The organism is [Limnothrix rosea] IAM M-220, assembly GCF_001904615.1.
Lineage (GTDB): Bacteria > Cyanobacteriota > Cyanobacteriia > Cyanobacteriales > MRBY01 > MRBY01.
Genome location: NZ_MRBY01000013.1, coordinates 21,713 through 35,434, shown reverse-complemented (window position 1 = coordinate 35,434; position 13,722 = coordinate 21,713). Strand labels below are relative to the sequence as shown.

The window sequence follows — 13,722 nt, the reverse complement described above, 5'->3', positions numbered from 1 at the left end:
AGATATCAGACATCAGATATCAAATACCAAGCAAGTGCTATTTATTCGGTGATTTTTTAATACAGTTCATACTTTAATAAACGACATTCAATGCCGCCGTTATACACAACGAAGCGACGGGATGCGCGTAATCCTACTTTTTTGGCTAGGTCTGCATTACCTGTCAAAATGTAGCCTGTCCAGCCTTTAAATTTTTGTTTAAAGACATCACCAATGGTTTTGTATAAAAGCTCCAAATCTTGATCATGACCAATGCGCACGCCATAGGGTGGATTACAAATGATCACGCCATGGTCTGCGGGTGCTTCTACGGCTTCTAATTTTTTACAGCTTAATTTAATTTGTTCTGCGACACCACAATTTTCGGCATTTGTCCAAGCTTGCTGCACCACATTTTCATCGTTATCTTGCCCAACAATCGGTTGTTGAATCTTATCTTTTGCAGCGTATTCAGCTTCGTTTAATAAATTTTGCCAAAGGTCTGCATCGTAGTCTTGCCAGTGCTGAAAACCAAAATCTCCTTGGAATAATCCCGGCGCAAAATTCATACTTTTCAAGGCTCCTTCGATAAGAAAAGTACCGGAACCACACAGGGGATCAACAAGGGGCAACTCTGGTGTCCATTCTGCTAAATCTAATAGGGCAGCGGCAAAGTTTTCCTTGAGGGGGGCTTTACCCATGGCTGGGCGATAACCTCGTCGATGTAAGCTATGGCCGGAGCTGTCTAGGCTGAGGATGCATCGGTTTTCGTGGATATGTGCGTTTATTTGCACGTCTGGGTCTTCGACATTGACACTGGAGCGATCGCCGAACTGTTCTCGCTGCTGATCGATAATGGCATTTTTAATTTGTAATGCGGTGAAATGGGTGTGATTGAGCTTTTTATTTTTGCCTGTACAGTTCACGGCAATGGTTTGGTCGGGGGTGACATATTCAGACCAATCGATACTTTGCACACCGCGATAAAGTTCTTTTACCGTAAACGCTTTGACTCGCTTAATCTTCACCAGCACCCGAAAGGCTAGCCGTGACCACAAATTAACTTTATACAAAAGTCGGCGATCGCCCTGAAAATAGACACCGCAATAATCTGGCCGAATCTCCTGTGCCCCAAGGGTCTCTAGTTCTTTTGCGGCAATCTCTTCCACACCCCGTGCCACCGTCGCAAAATATTGTTGCATCGCTTCCTATCGCCTGAAAATCAAAACTCCAGTTTAGTCGATAGGCGATCACCGCTTTATTTCTTATTGGTTCAATTAAAATGGGACATAGAAGCTAGTGAAGATAGCGAGGTCAAATTTCATGACGGTTGCAACGTCTCGACTGACCCTTACCGAAACCCAAAGATTTGTGCTTCCCGGTCGCCACAGTTGGGAAAAATTTCAAGCTATTCAAGCTGCCACAAGTGAGTCTGGCGTGAGGCTGTCATATTTAGACGGAGTGATTGAGTTTATGACCCTTGGTGAACGCCACGAATCGATCAAAACAATGATTGGCTTTTTGATTGAGCTATTTTTGTTCAACCAAGGTATCGAGTTTGAACCTGTTGGCAGTGCGACCCGCGAATCCGAAGAAAATTCTGTTTCCTTTGAGCCTGACGAATCCTATTACCTCGGAGAACAAAGGGAGCATCCAGATTTAGCGATTGAAGTCAATATCACCAGCGGTAGTCCCAGAAAACTTGAGAGATATAAAAGATTTTCAATTCAAGAAGTATGGATGTGGCAAAATAATCAACTTTCTCTTTATTCATTAGATAACGGTGAATATCAAGAAATACCTGCTAGTAAGCTACTGCCAGATTTAGATATTACGTTATTGACTGAATGTGTATTAATGCCATCTCGCCTGCAAGCAATCCAAAAATTTACAGGGAAAGAATAATTACGCTAGATAAAGGCGATCGCCCCGAAAATAGACACCACAATAATCCGGCCGAATCTCCTGTGCCCCAAGGGTCTCTAGTTCTTTTGCCGCAATCTCTTCCACCCCCCGTGCCACCGTCGCAAAATATTGTTGCATCGCTTCCTATCGCCTGAAAATCAAAACTCCAGTTTAGTCGATAGGCGATCTGAAGTCGTTTTAATGAGTGCCGACTACAACAAAAAAACTTAATGACAGATAAAACTTAGAGTAACAAGAAACAGATTTCAAACCCTGAAACATACAAAATCAAACAGTAAATCACAACTTATGTCAAAAATGCCTAACGTTGGGAAAAAGTTTGATCAGATTCTCCAATGGCTTTTATCTCTTGGCCTTGCGTCCTTTATTCCATTGCCCGCAAGTTAAACACCACAGACTTTTCATTTTTTCAATTATTTTAAATACAGGCAACATTCAAGAGGTCTCAAAATAAATAGATTATAGATATTGTCTCTTTTGGGGAAACAATATGATGCAAAAACAAGAGATTGTCCTTTTCTTAGATGGGCAATAAAATAAAATTAATGGCAAGCTAACAATAAGCGCCCAGCGTTAACTCTAAATATTCGTCAAAATTTATCGATTTGGAGATTCCAATCAATGTCTGCAAGCTCATCTGCTTCTCAGAAAAAGACTAAACATCGGTTAAATTCAGCCTTTAAGCATCTAATGTCCGTGCATTGGCTGATGGCAGCGGGTTACCTCATTCTGTTTATGACGGGATCATTTATGGCTCGGCTCCCCAGGGAGTTTTTCATTCGCAGTCCCCTCTATGATTTTCATAAGTCGATAGGTGCGTTGGTGATGGCAATACTCACTTGGCGGATTATCGTACTGCTGCAAGTATGGTGGAAAAAATATACGAAACGCTTGCCTAAACTCAGTCGTAAGTGGTGGCAGAAAGCAAGCTTACATGCTCTACTGTATGTCTTTATGTGGGCAGTGCCCGTTAGTGGATTTTTCTTTTCGAATTCGTTCAAAAGTAATAATGTGAAGCTTTTTGGGATTGTTTTGCCGGATCTATTTCCTCAAAATGAGGCATTGGTTGATCTCGGTAGAAACTTACATTTTTGGCTAGCTTATACGTTTTTGGTATTTATAATTCTGCATACATTGGATCAACGCAAAGTGCTCCGGGCAAATTGGAAGCGGTTTCTGGGTTTTGTAAAAGCGAAGTTCGCAGCATCTTAGTTTAAGTACATGAAGGCAAATGATTTTGATTTGGATGAAATAACAGCAAGCTAATTTGTGTTTAAGGGCGATCGCCGCACCCTATTCGCGAGTGAAACCTTTCAAACCTGCTATTAAGTGATCGAATGGTGGTGCAATATCAACATCACTTTCTGCTGGAACATAACCCAAACTATATTGCTTTAACCCTTTCACACCACAAACCATTGCCGGCAAAGGTACGCTTAATTCTCGATAAAGCGCTTCCATAAATCCAAGACCGATCTCACTGATGTAATCTGCCCGGTTGGCAGCAACGCCATAGGTCACACAACGCAAAAATTGCCAAAAATCTCGCCAGCAAGCCTCCGCCCGAAATGCAGGATACAGCTCGCCATCTTCGTCTGTAATACCCGGAAATTCGGCTAGTACGTTTTCCCTAGCTTTCGACACAATATCTGTGGCGTTATCACGCAGGAGCTTGGCGATCGCCAGATTATTTTCTAGCTCCGGTTTTTCTTTAAAAATCGCATCACAATCCTCGTCAGTTAAATAATATTTTTCATCATCCACCCCTTGGAAACGTGAAATAACTTCAGGCGAAAAATCATCTGGCCAACTGTCAAAACTCACAATGCGGGCTTTTACAATCAGTTCTTTTACTTTCGGGCTAAGCATTTTATCCTCGCTAAATCTAGGCGGCCTCTACAGCTAAATCTACGCGGCGATCGCCAACTTTCTTTCAAGATCAAACAAGAAACCATGAATATATTCTTCTGTCCACTCCGCGCCATAGAAACGGGTTAACATGCCCCGCGCCGGATCTTTTTCTGCTCGATAGTTCACATAGCTCAATTGCGCGTCCCGGATTTTGTCTAAAGTTAGACGATCAGTCACAGGTTCAGCCTTTTCAACCAAATCCAGATAAGCATTGAGATAGTCTTTAAACGCCGCAAACACATGGGTTTCCACCGCATCAGGCGCTGTGGGACGAGTCCAGAGAAATGCAGGAGAGAAATAAGCCTTTGCTTCCTCCGGAAAATCACCGCCCCAAGGTAAATCCTCCCGGTACTTTTCAAACAATGGCATGACCGGATCGCTATAGCGAGCACGATATTCATCGGTATGAAAGAGAGGCTGCATATCAATGGCAATCAGAGGCCCCCCCGGCAAGGTCACCAAATCCGCACCAAAAAAAGGCAAATCATAATTTAAGTCAGGGAAAATCACAAAATTCAAAACCTGACAAGCGATGCCCCCTTCCACATGAGCCGCCCGAATTTGCCGCAGCTTAGGCGTACAAAAACCATGGCTTGTCGTCACCACATGGGCTTCCCGTTTCCCTTTACCAACCGTTGCCTCATTTTTCTCAAAACCTTCAGGAATCGGATAAGGCTTCAACTCCGGCAGGCGATCGCCCATTACTTGAGTCGCATAATCGAGAAAAGATTGATAAACAGACATAGGAAAAAATGTTGAATCTTAAAATTTAAACGTTATAAAAAAATCAGAAAAAAATGAGGGCACAACAGACAAATCACTGTATGACCCAAACCTTATTTATAAAAAAGAATAAATCGCTCACCAAACTTAAGCATGGAGCGCCTGCTCTGAAGGCGTTGACTCTTCAAACAAAAACTCATGCAAAAACTGCTCAGACCACTCATGGCCAAAATAGCTATTAAACAACCCAGAAGCCGGATCACGCTCAGCACTATACTGATCATAATCCTTATGTGCTTGGGTAACCTCTGCAATACGCTTCGGATCATCAGTCGGCTCTAAACCCTTCAGCATGTCACAATACAAACCCAAATACTCCTTAAAAGCAGGCAGTAAGCTACTAACAACCGTAGCCTCATCCGTTTTCGCAAACAATAAATAAGGCGAAAAATACTGAGCCGCATCATAAAACTTCATCGGTAAATCCTGCGCCAATTCACTATAGCGATCGCGGATCTCCTTCACAGGCTCAATGTACTTCTCCATATAAGCCTCATCCCGAAACAAAGGCTGAAAATCAAGCACAACCAAAATTTTCTTTTGGCCAAACGCCAAAAAATCAATACCGAGTAGCGGCATATCATAATGGTAGTCAGGGTAAAGCACACTATTAAAAATCTGTGCCATTTTCCCCGCATTGATATACGTATAACGAATCTTACGAAGCTCCGGAGACTGATAACACCAGCTCTCAATCATCGCCGGGTTCTTGCCGCGCTGACTCATCTGAAACTCAAGCTCAGGATCAATAGGACGACTTTTTAGCTCAAAGCGACTGAACAACTCTTGCTCTAAATGTCTAAGAAAAGGCTGAAACATGAACTTCGTCCAATGGGCTGTAGGGGAATAGTTAACTTGCTGCAAGTATATGAGATGGCATCCGACTGGCTTAAGGGCATTGTTGAGAAAGCAACATTTCGTAATGTAAAAAACACGTTTTTTACGCCCACTCGCAACAACCGTAACATTCAAAAAAACGCTTTCAGCACAAAGGTTTCGTACCCCATGAAACCAAGATTACCCACGTATCAAATGTTACGAAAAGTTTCTTTGTCTCTCAAAAAAGCCCCCGGAATTCCGGTTGGCATTTATTCTCATTTCAGTTGGTTCGCAACGACGACTAACTCAAACTTTTTAAAAGTCAATTTTGTTCAAATAACTATAGAGGAGAGCTCAAATGCTTGACGCTTTTTCTAGAGCAGTTGTAACTGCTGATAGCAAGACTGCTGCAATCGGTTCCAGTGAACTCGCTGAACTCAAAGATTTCATCGCTTCTGGTAACCGTCGTCTAGACGCAGTTAATGCGATCGCTTCCAACGCTAGCTGCATGGTTTCTGACGCAGTTGCAGGCATGATTTGTGAGAACACTGGTCTTATCCAAGCTGGTGGTAACTGCTACCCCAACCGTCGCATGGCTGCTTGCCTTCGTGACGCTGAAATCATCTTGCGTTATGTAAGCTACGCGCTTCTCGCTGGTGATGCATCTGTACTTGAAGATCGTTGTTTGAACGGCCTCAAGGAAACTTACACAGCTCTTGGTGTACCTCTTCAGTCCACTGCACGCGCAGTAGGCATCATGAAAGCTCAAGCTGCTGCTCACATCCAAGACAACCCCAGTGAAGCACGTGCCGGCGGCCGTCTTCGTAAGATGGGCTCCCCCGTTGTTGAAGATCGTTGTGCAAGCCTCGTTGCAGAAGCTGGTAGCTACTTCGACCGCGTTGTTGCAGCTCTTAGCTAACAACTCCTATAGCCGCTTTGGTTATAGTTCTTCATTTTTAATTTTTGGTCTGGGTTCCGAGCTCTGGATTCCGACCACATATAAATCAAATCAAGTCAAAACTAAAGGATAGTAAAGACATGAAATCCGTTGTTACTACTGCGATCGCTTCTGCTGATGCTGCAGGTCGTTTTCCCACTTCTTCTGATCTTGAGTCCGTTCAAGGCTCCATCCAACGTGCTGCTGCTCGTCTAGAAGCTGCTGAGAAGCTCGCTGGCAATATCGATGCTGTTGCTAAGGAAGCTTATGATGCTTGCATCAAGAAGTACCCTTACCTCAATGATGCTGGTCAGGCTAACTCCACTGACACTTTCAAAGAAAAGTGCCTCCGCGACGTTAAGCACTACCTCCGTTTGATCAACTACAGCCTCGTTGTTGGTGGTACTGGTCCTCTTGATGAGTGGGGTATTGCTGGTCAGCGTGAAGTTTACCGTGCTTTAAATCTTCCTACTGCTCCTTACGTTGAGGCTCTTAGCTTCGCTCGTAACCGTGGTTGTGCTCCTCGTGACATGTCTGCACAGGCTCTCACTGAGTACAATGCTCTGCTTGACTACGTTATCAACTCCTTGTCCTAATTTTTTAGAACAGGTTTGATTGGCTAAAGTCAGCCACTAAGGTTTTTTCGGAAGCCTAATTTTAGAGACCCTTAGTTCTATGTTTGCCTTTTGTGGGTAAATTCTGAACTCAGGGTTTCTTTGTGTTTTGCGATGAAAAAAAGATGAGGGTGGGGACTGCAGTTTTTTTTGGAATACATACCCTGCCACAATCGGACTAGCTGGGATTTATTAAGTCGTGATGATCAGTTAATCTTATAATTTCAAAAAATTAGGCTAGGGATAGAGCGCTGTAATTGGGTGATTTCTGCTGATAGGGTCAGGCGATCGCCGGGAGTATCGTTTTAAGATGAAAGAATAAGTTGCCTAAATTGTTAAACGATCTCCTCCTATGAAATTTGTAATTGATTCGACGATCGCCCGTAAAATCCAAGCGATGCAAGAGCGAATCCGTTGGCAACATCCAATGCTAAAGAAACAGGGGATTGATCAAACTCACCTCGTATTAGACGACAACAATGCCACGGCTAAAAATTTTTCGTTCCTCGTCATCGGAGATAGTGGTACTGGTAAACAGGGTAGTTATGACCCCCAATATGCGATCGCCGCACAGATGCAAACCCAGCGGGAGGGGGCAAGTTTTGTCATGCATACCGGCGATGTCGTTTATCTTGTCGGTTCGAGTGAGTATTACACCGAAAATTTCATTAAACCCTATCGTGATTTCCTGAAAGGTGGCGACAAACCCCAACAAATCGCCTATGACAAAATGGTTTTTAATTTGCCTTTTTTACCTGTTTTAGGAAACCATGATTATTACAATTTACCTTGGATTTATGGCTTGATTTCCGGGGTGACCAAAACATTCCGTAAGGTTTTTTCCCTTGGCTCTGATTGGGATATTGGCTGGCATGGTTCTTTTGATGGTGAAGCTTATTCCCGTGCCTTTATCGATTGTCTTGACCGTTTTTTTCTTGATTGGAGTTTAGAAAAACACCTCGAAAAATATTACCGTAAGCACGAAATCCACCCTGGTGAAACGAAGCGCTGTCTACATTACGACACCAACGAATTTACGCGTCTCCCCAATCGCTACTATACATTTCGGGTGGGTAGCGTTGATTTTTTTGCCCTTGATTCCAACACTTTTAACCATTCACCAAAATCCTTGGGAAAGCCTTTAAATCACGAAAAACAGCGGCAACTTCAGGACAAATTAGTTGAATTACAAAACGAGCAAGAAACATTGCAAGCGTCCCTAGAAATGATGGGGCGATCGCCGGATTATGATAGCGAAGACGAGCAGCAAGTGCGGGAAAAATTAGAACAAATCGACGAAATCCAACGGGATATTCACAAACAGCTTAATCCGGAAGACAACTCCATCGATCTAGAGCAACTTCAATGGCTGGAAACGGAATTAATCGCATCTTGGCAAAATGAAACAGTGACAGGCCGTGTCTTATTTTTCCACCATCCGCCCTACGTCACGGAGTCAACAAAATGGTATCAAGGTCAAACCCATGCCGTACGGGATAATTTGCAGGCTGTTCTGGATAATGTTGGTGTCGCTCTAAACTGGAATGTCGGCGATCGCCCCCTCGTGGATCTCGTGATTAATGGCCATGCCCACTGCATGGAGCATATCGAAACGTGGAATACAGGCCATGGCGACTCGTTTACAAACTGGATTGTGGCAGGGGGAAGTGGCTACAGTCTCCGTCGTCAGCGTCGTGAAGGTAATGTATTGCACGCGGCAGATTTTGATGCAACAAGTCCGGCGATCGCCGAGTCGAAAGTCTTTTTCGGCAAAACCGGTAAAGGCAAAGAAAAACAACAGCCCTACTCTTTTCTCAGAATTGACGTTGACATTGAAGCTGCCACACCTCCCAAATTTACAGTGCGTCCTTTTATTTCAGAGCGCTATCAAAAAAGCTGGAAACATTATCCCGCCGAGCCGTTTACCATTCAGTCCGTCTCCCCAAAAGTTAAAGCTTAAGACTGTGGCATGGCGATCGCCGGATTAAGACATCATCCTCTCTTGGGGGATCTCAATAATAAACTTTGTCCGATGCCCTAGCCGTGACTCACACCACAACTTACCCCGATGGCGTTCTGTCACAATTTGATAACTCATGGAAAGACCTAAACCCGTTCCTTTACCCATTGGTTTTGTCGTAAAAAATGGGTCAAATAACTTTGATTGGATCTCCGCAGGAATCACAGTACCATTGTTAGCAATGCAAATTCGAATCCTTTGATCCTCCGTTTGAGATGTTTGAATATAAATTTTTGGCTCCATCGTTTCACTTTCTTCTAAAGCATCAATGGCATTACTTAATAAGTTCATAAACACTTGATTCAGGGAGCCCGCATCACAAGCGACGAGAGGCAACTCACCATAGTCTTTTACTAGGGCGATCGCCGAAAATCCAGCACCTTTTGGTACTAGTCGATGTTGCAAAATCACAAGAGTACTCTCTATCCCTTCATGGAGATCAACATATTTAAACTCCGACTCATCTAAACGGGAGAAGTTACGCAATGATGAAATAATACGGGTGATTCTCTCTGTTCCCATTTTCATCGATTGCAGCACCTTCGATAAATCATCCTCAACAAAATCTAGCTCTAACTCTTCTAGTTCTGCCTCTAAACTTGAAGGGATCTCTGGTAAATGTTGTTGGTGTAAAGTCCGAATCTTTAATAAATCATTCACATAATTTGATAAGTAAACAAGATTACCTGAAATAAAACTAACCGGATTATTGATTTCATGGGCAATGCCTGCGACCATTTGCCCCAATGCAGACATCTTCTCACTCTGAATCATCTGAAGCTGAGTCTGCTTGAGGGTATCTAAAGTCTGCTCTAAAGTTTCATTTTTCGTATTTAATTCTAGATTTTTTTGTTTTAATTCTTCTGTTCGTTGCTGAACTCGGCTCTCTAGACTTTGATTAGTTTGAGCTAATTTTGAAAAGGCTAAATTGAGTTGTACTTCTGACTGCATTCGCTCTTTCATCATTGCAGTAAACACTAAAACTGTTAATGTTATGACCGCAATAAATGATTGTAGCTGAATCAATGATTGATTGAGGTTTGTCGCGATAAAGCTACCTTGCCCATTTACTGTGGACACAACAGCTAAAGCTGTAATAAAAAAGGTGAGAATTGCTGCTTGAAATTGCCCAAAACGAAAGGCTGACAAAAGTAACAGCGGAATCAACATGTATTCCAGACTATAATTTCCTTGAAAAGAGATATAGTCGATAATAGCAAGTAAGCTGATGAGCAAAAATGGCTCAATAACCATCCATAGTTTATAGAGTTTGTATCGCTCTTTAATGGGTAGATCTTGTTTGATAAAAAGATATTCTTCTCGAGCCACGAGCAAGGTAAAAAATTTCCAAAAAGATCCGTTTTTGATGTATTTTCTATTTTGAAAAAAGTGTTGTCCGCTTAATAAAATTGGGGTGACAATAAAAATTCCAGAAACATTAGAAATCCACCAAGTTAGCCAGACGGAAAGGTAGTCTGTCCAAGGTATTGTTTGGCTTAAGGCGAGACAGGTGACACCAGCGGTTGCATTAACAAAAGGGCCAGCCATACCGGCTAAAACCAAAAATTTAAATACGTCAGATGTGCGTGCAAAGGGATAACGATTGTTGGTTGTTTTTTTGAGGAGAAAGGCTCCCCACCAAGTGCCTAGGCTTGTGCCAAGGGCGATGCCGATGACTGGAAAAATAGAGATGGCGAGGGACAATAAGTTTGTTGTATCTCGAAAAGCCCAAAAATTAGCTAAAAATGATCCGCAGAAAACTCCAACATTCATCCAATTGCCAAATAACATCACTGCGCCGACAGCAATGCCATCGGGCGGCCACACTGGGGTTACATTCTGGGGGGTGGCGGCTAATGTACGGGACAATTCGGCTAATCCATAGTAGGCGATCGCCAAAAGCAGAATGCCAAGCACACGCTTTAGGGATTGGGGGCGGATTAACATTTTCGGGTAAAACATTGAAGGCTAATGAAGCTGATAATTCATTGTGTCTTATTTTTAAAGATATGCTATTAACTTCACCCTAAAATCTTTACTCTAGGATGTTATGGGAATGTATTCCCCTGAGCAGAGAAGGGCATTGAGATAAAATGGCAAGGCTGTTTCGTTTCTTTTTGTTCACGATATGACTATTCCCCAAACTGCTGCCTACGGTTCTTGGCGATCGCCGATCACTTCAGATTTGATTGTCTCTAGCAGTATCGGTTTGGGTGCGGTGGCCTGGGCTGGGGATACATTATTTTGGCTAGAAGGTCGCCCGCAGGAAAAGGGGCGCAATGTTTTAGTTCGGTTAAATTCTGACGGTTCAGAACAAGATATTACGCCGCAGGGATTTAATGTGCGCACCCGTGTCCATGAGTATGGTGGTGGTGCTTTTCTGATTACTGATGATGAAACGGTGTATTTTTCTAATGATGGCGATCGCCGGGTATATGTGCAAAAGAAAGATGCTGAACCCGAAGTTTTAACGCCGGAAAATCAACGCAGATATGCCGATTTTATTTTAGATTCAGTTAATAATCGCCTGATTTGTGTGAGCGAAGATCACGCCGGAGCAGGTCAAGAACCGAAAAATGACATTGTGGCGATCGCCCTCGATTCTGGTGACGTTTCAGTTTTAGTTGAGGGCAACGATTTCTATACGTCGCCCCGTTTGTCCCCCGATGGCAAAACCTTAGCTTGGGTGAGTTGGGATCATCCCGATATGCCTTGGGACAATTCGCAGTTATGGACGGCGGCGATCACCGAAGATGGCAGCTTAAGTAAGAAAAAACTTATTGCAGGTGGTGAAGAAGAATCCGTTGTAGAACCCCGTTGGTCGCCCGATGGCACGTTATATTTCAGCAGCGATAAGAGTGGCTATTGGAATTTTTATCGAGTGAAAGGTGACGAAGTAGAAGCAATTTATCCCGCCGAAGCAGAATTTGGTTATCCTCATTGGGTTTTTGGCGAATCGATTTTAGGCTTTGCAGATGCGATAACTTTGATTTGCACCTATAACGATCACGGCACTTGGAAACTCGCGAAAATTGATACTGAAACAAAAGAGCTGACGGCGATCGCCGTACCCTACAGCAGCATCAGTTATTTGCAGGTGAACGGCGAAAAAGTCGCCTTTATCGGCGGTTCAGCTACCCTACCGACGGCGATCGCCACCCTAGATCTTGCCACGGGCGAAACCCAACGCATCAAAGCAGCCAGCACCCTGCAAGTTGACCAAGGCTATTTGTCCGCACCACAACCTATCGAATTTCCCACCGAAAATGGATTAACCGCCCACGCTTGGTACTACCCGCCCAACAACAAAGATTTCGCCGCCCCCGAAAATACTGCGCCGCCACTACTCGTAAAAAGTCACGGTGGCCCCACGGCAATGGCTGGCTCCAGCTTAAGTTTGCGCATCCAATATTGGACTAGTCGCGGTTTTGCTTTCGTCGATGTCAATTACGGTGGCAGCACGGGTTACGGCAGAAAATATCACCAACGGCTCGATGGCAATTGGGGCATTATCGATGTGCAGGACTGCGTCAATGTCGCGAAATATTTAGTAAAAAAAGGCTTGGTTGATGAAAATAAATTGGCGATCGCCGGCGGTAGTGCAGGGGGCTATACAACCCTTGCCGCGTTAACTTTTTACGATGTATTCAAAGCCGGAGCCAGCTACTATGGCATCTCAGATTTAGAAGTTTTAGCCACCGACACCCATAAATTTGAAGCCCGTTACCTCGACCGATTAATTGGCAAATATCCCGAAGAAAAAGAAAAATATGTGTCTCGTTCTCCCATCCATTTCACCGAGAAATTATCCTGCCCCGCGATTTTCTTCCAAGGCTTAGAAGATAAAGTTGTGCCACCCAACCAAGCGGAAATGATGGTGGATGCCATTAAAGCGAAAGGATTACCCGTCGCCTACGTTTCCTTCGAGGGAGAGCAACATGGATTCCGTCAGGCCGCCAACATCAAAAAAGCCCTAGACAGCGAATTTTATTTCTACTCGCAAATTTTTGGCTTCACTCCCGCCGAAGAAATTGAACCCGTAGAAATCATGAATCTCTAATCATGAATCTCTGAGGAAAAAGGGCGGCGATCGCCCCACATACCAAAGTTACAAAGAATGACGGGCTAGATTGGGACAGACTAACACTGATCCCCTAAGACCTACGCATAATCTAGACACAAACCTTTTAGAGGTATCTGCATCGGTCAAAATCAATCCACGGTAAACTCTAATTTGAACACAAACACCCATCATGGAGAGCGTATGACCTACTGGCGAATGCAACTTCACCCTTCGGCTCCGGGCGGCGCTATCAAGCACACTGTCGAAAGTCTCTCTGCGGGGTACATCGGGCTAGATTTCTCCGAAAATATACCAGATCTAACAACAATCACAAAGTCGCAGTTGCCCGAAAAGCAGAAAAACTATTGGGGCTTTGCTCATGAGATGAAGTCGGGAGATCAAATTCTTCTCTTTGCTCATCACTTTCCGTTCGCACTGGCAAAAGTTACTGGAGAGTACAACTATGTAAGGGAACCAGTTCCCGAACTCGGCGTTTGGTTTCGTCACTTTCGCTCGGTGGCTGATGTGAAGTATTACGGCGACTTCAAAACAAATGCGAAGAATTGGGAGCCATTAACGATGACTGCTACAATCACGCCCCTTCACAAGCCAGACTCAAAGTCATTTTTACTTATCGAAGAGTGGCTCAATGTAGAGTCATCCTGAGTAT

The 13,722-nt window shown here is 43.8% G+C and carries 12 protein-coding genes and 1 pseudogene; 7 read left to right on the top strand and 6 right to left on the bottom strand.

Annotated elements, in window-relative coordinates; all coding sequences use genetic code 11:
- Window positions 1-56: 56 nt before the first annotated feature.
- Window positions 57-1,181, bottom strand: coding sequence for a THUMP domain-containing class I SAM-dependent RNA methyltransferase (locus tag NIES208_RS07535; protein WP_075891345.1), 1,125 nt, complete (start codon window positions 1,179-1,181; stop codon window positions 57-59).
- Between the two features lie 121 nt (window positions 1,182-1,302).
- Here NIES208_RS07535 and NIES208_RS07530 point away from each other — a divergent pair, with 121 nt between their 5' ends.
- The gene (locus tag NIES208_RS07530) at window positions 1,303-1,884 is read left to right on the top strand and encodes a Uma2 family endonuclease (RefSeq protein ID WP_075891343.1); all 582 of its coding nucleotides are present in this window, start codon (window positions 1,303-1,305) and stop codon (window positions 1,882-1,884) included.
- A gap of 18 nt (window positions 1,885-1,902) precedes the next feature.
- Here NIES208_RS07530 and NIES208_RS18555 read toward each other — a convergent pair.
- Window positions 1,903-2,022 (bottom strand): annotated as a pseudogene (locus tag NIES208_RS18555) (RNA methyltransferase); the annotation flags it as partial.
- A 573-nt stretch (window positions 2,023-2,595) separates the two neighbouring features.
- Here NIES208_RS18555 and NIES208_RS07525 point away from each other — a divergent pair.
- Entirely contained in the window at window positions 2,596-3,117 is a 522-nt protein-coding gene (locus NIES208_RS07525) for a cytochrome b (protein ID WP_235641349.1), read from the top strand.
- An 81-nt stretch (window positions 3,118-3,198) separates the two neighbouring features.
- On the opposite strand, the gene NIES208_RS07520 is transcribed toward NIES208_RS07525, so the two are convergent.
- The 3 genes from NIES208_RS07520 to NIES208_RS07510 form a co-directional block, all read right to left on the bottom strand.
- Complete coding sequence (locus NIES208_RS07520) at window positions 3,199-3,774, bottom strand: globin family protein (protein WP_075891339.1); 576 nt, start codon at window positions 3,772-3,774, stop codon at window positions 3,199-3,201.
- A gap of 39 nt (window positions 3,775-3,813) precedes the next feature.
- Complete coding sequence (locus NIES208_RS07515) at window positions 3,814-4,560, bottom strand: phycoerythrobilin:ferredoxin oxidoreductase (protein ID WP_075891337.1); 747 nt, start codon at window positions 4,558-4,560, stop codon at window positions 3,814-3,816.
- A 126-nt stretch (window positions 4,561-4,686) separates the two neighbouring features.
- Complete coding sequence (locus NIES208_RS07510) at window positions 4,687-5,418, bottom strand: 15,16-dihydrobiliverdin:ferredoxin oxidoreductase (RefSeq protein ID WP_075891336.1); 732 nt, start codon at window positions 5,416-5,418, stop codon at window positions 4,687-4,689.
- Between the two features lie 358 nt (window positions 5,419-5,776).
- On the opposite strand from NIES208_RS07510, the gene cpeB reads away from it, so the two are divergent.
- From cpeB to NIES208_RS07490, 3 genes are all read left to right on the top strand, one after another.
- Window positions 5,777-6,337 (top strand): C-phycoerythrin subunit beta, encoded by a 561-nt coding sequence (gene cpeB, locus NIES208_RS07500; protein ID WP_075891332.1) that lies wholly within the window; start codon window positions 5,777-5,779, stop codon window positions 6,335-6,337.
- Between the two features lie 119 nt (window positions 6,338-6,456).
- Window positions 6,457-6,951, top strand: coding sequence for a globin family protein (locus NIES208_RS07495; protein ID WP_075891330.1), 495 nt, complete (start codon window positions 6,457-6,459; stop codon window positions 6,949-6,951).
- A 370-nt stretch (window positions 6,952-7,321) separates the two neighbouring features.
- On the top strand, window positions 7,322-8,929 hold the full coding sequence (locus tag NIES208_RS07490) for a metallophosphoesterase family protein (RefSeq protein ID WP_075891328.1): 1,608 nt from the start codon (window positions 7,322-7,324) through the stop codon (window positions 8,927-8,929).
- A gap of 24 nt (window positions 8,930-8,953) precedes the next feature.
- Here NIES208_RS07490 and NIES208_RS07485 read toward each other — a convergent pair whose 3' ends face one another.
- The gene (locus tag NIES208_RS07485; RefSeq protein ID WP_075891326.1) at window positions 8,954-10,951 is read right to left on the bottom strand and encodes an MASE1 domain-containing protein; all 1,998 of its coding nucleotides are present in this window, start codon (window positions 10,949-10,951) and stop codon (window positions 8,954-8,956) included.
- Window positions 10,952-11,117: 166 nt separating this feature from the next.
- On the opposite strand from NIES208_RS07485, the gene NIES208_RS07480 reads away from it, so the two are divergent.
- Both NIES208_RS07480 and NIES208_RS07475 read left to right on the top strand, forming a co-directional pair.
- The gene (locus NIES208_RS07480) at window positions 11,118-13,049 is read left to right on the top strand and encodes a S9 family peptidase (protein WP_075891324.1); all 1,932 of its coding nucleotides are present in this window, start codon (window positions 11,118-11,120) and stop codon (window positions 13,047-13,049) included.
- A gap of 204 nt (window positions 13,050-13,253) precedes the next feature.
- Window positions 13,254-13,718 (top strand): hypothetical protein, encoded by a 465-nt coding sequence (locus NIES208_RS07475; RefSeq protein WP_084176571.1) that lies wholly within the window; start codon window positions 13,254-13,256, stop codon window positions 13,716-13,718.
- The last annotated feature ends 4 nt before the right edge of the window (window positions 13,719-13,722 follow it).

Coding starts and splice junctions, on each gene's coding strand:
- cpeB (WP_075891332.1), top strand. CDS start 5,777: ATGCTTGACGCTTTTTCTAGAGCAGTTGTAACTGCTGATAGCAAGACT.
- NIES208_RS07495 (WP_075891330.1), top strand. CDS start 6,457: ATGAAATCCGTTGTTACTACTGCGATCGCTTCTGCTGATGCTGCAGGT.
- NIES208_RS07525 (WP_235641349.1), top strand. CDS start 2,596: ATGTCCGTGCATTGGCTGATGGCAGCGGGTTACCTCATTCTGTTTATG.
- NIES208_RS07490 (WP_075891328.1), top strand. CDS start 7,322: ATGAAATTTGTAATTGATTCGACGATCGCCCGTAAAATCCAAGCGATG.
- NIES208_RS07510 (WP_075891336.1), bottom strand. CDS start 5,418: ATGTTTCAGCCTTTTCTTAGACATTTAGAGCAAGAGTTGTTCAGTCGC.
- NIES208_RS07515 (WP_075891337.1), bottom strand. CDS start 4,560: ATGTCTGTTTATCAATCTTTTCTCGATTATGCGACTCAAGTAATGGGC.
- NIES208_RS07530 (WP_075891343.1), top strand. CDS start 1,303: ATGACGGTTGCAACGTCTCGACTGACCCTTACCGAAACCCAAAGATTT.
- NIES208_RS07475 (WP_084176571.1), top strand. CDS start 13,254: ATGACCTACTGGCGAATGCAACTTCACCCTTCGGCTCCGGGCGGCGCT.
- NIES208_RS07480 (WP_075891324.1), top strand. CDS start 11,118: ATGACTATTCCCCAAACTGCTGCCTACGGTTCTTGGCGATCGCCGATC.
- NIES208_RS07485 (WP_075891326.1), bottom strand. CDS start 10,951: ATGTTTTACCCGAAAATGTTAATCCGCCCCCAATCCCTAAAGCGTGTG.
- NIES208_RS07520 (WP_075891339.1), bottom strand. CDS start 3,774: ATGCTTAGCCCGAAAGTAAAAGAACTGATTGTAAAAGCCCGCATTGTG.
- NIES208_RS07535 (WP_075891345.1), bottom strand. CDS start 1,181: ATGCAACAATATTTTGCGACGGTGGCACGGGGTGTGGAAGAGATTGCC.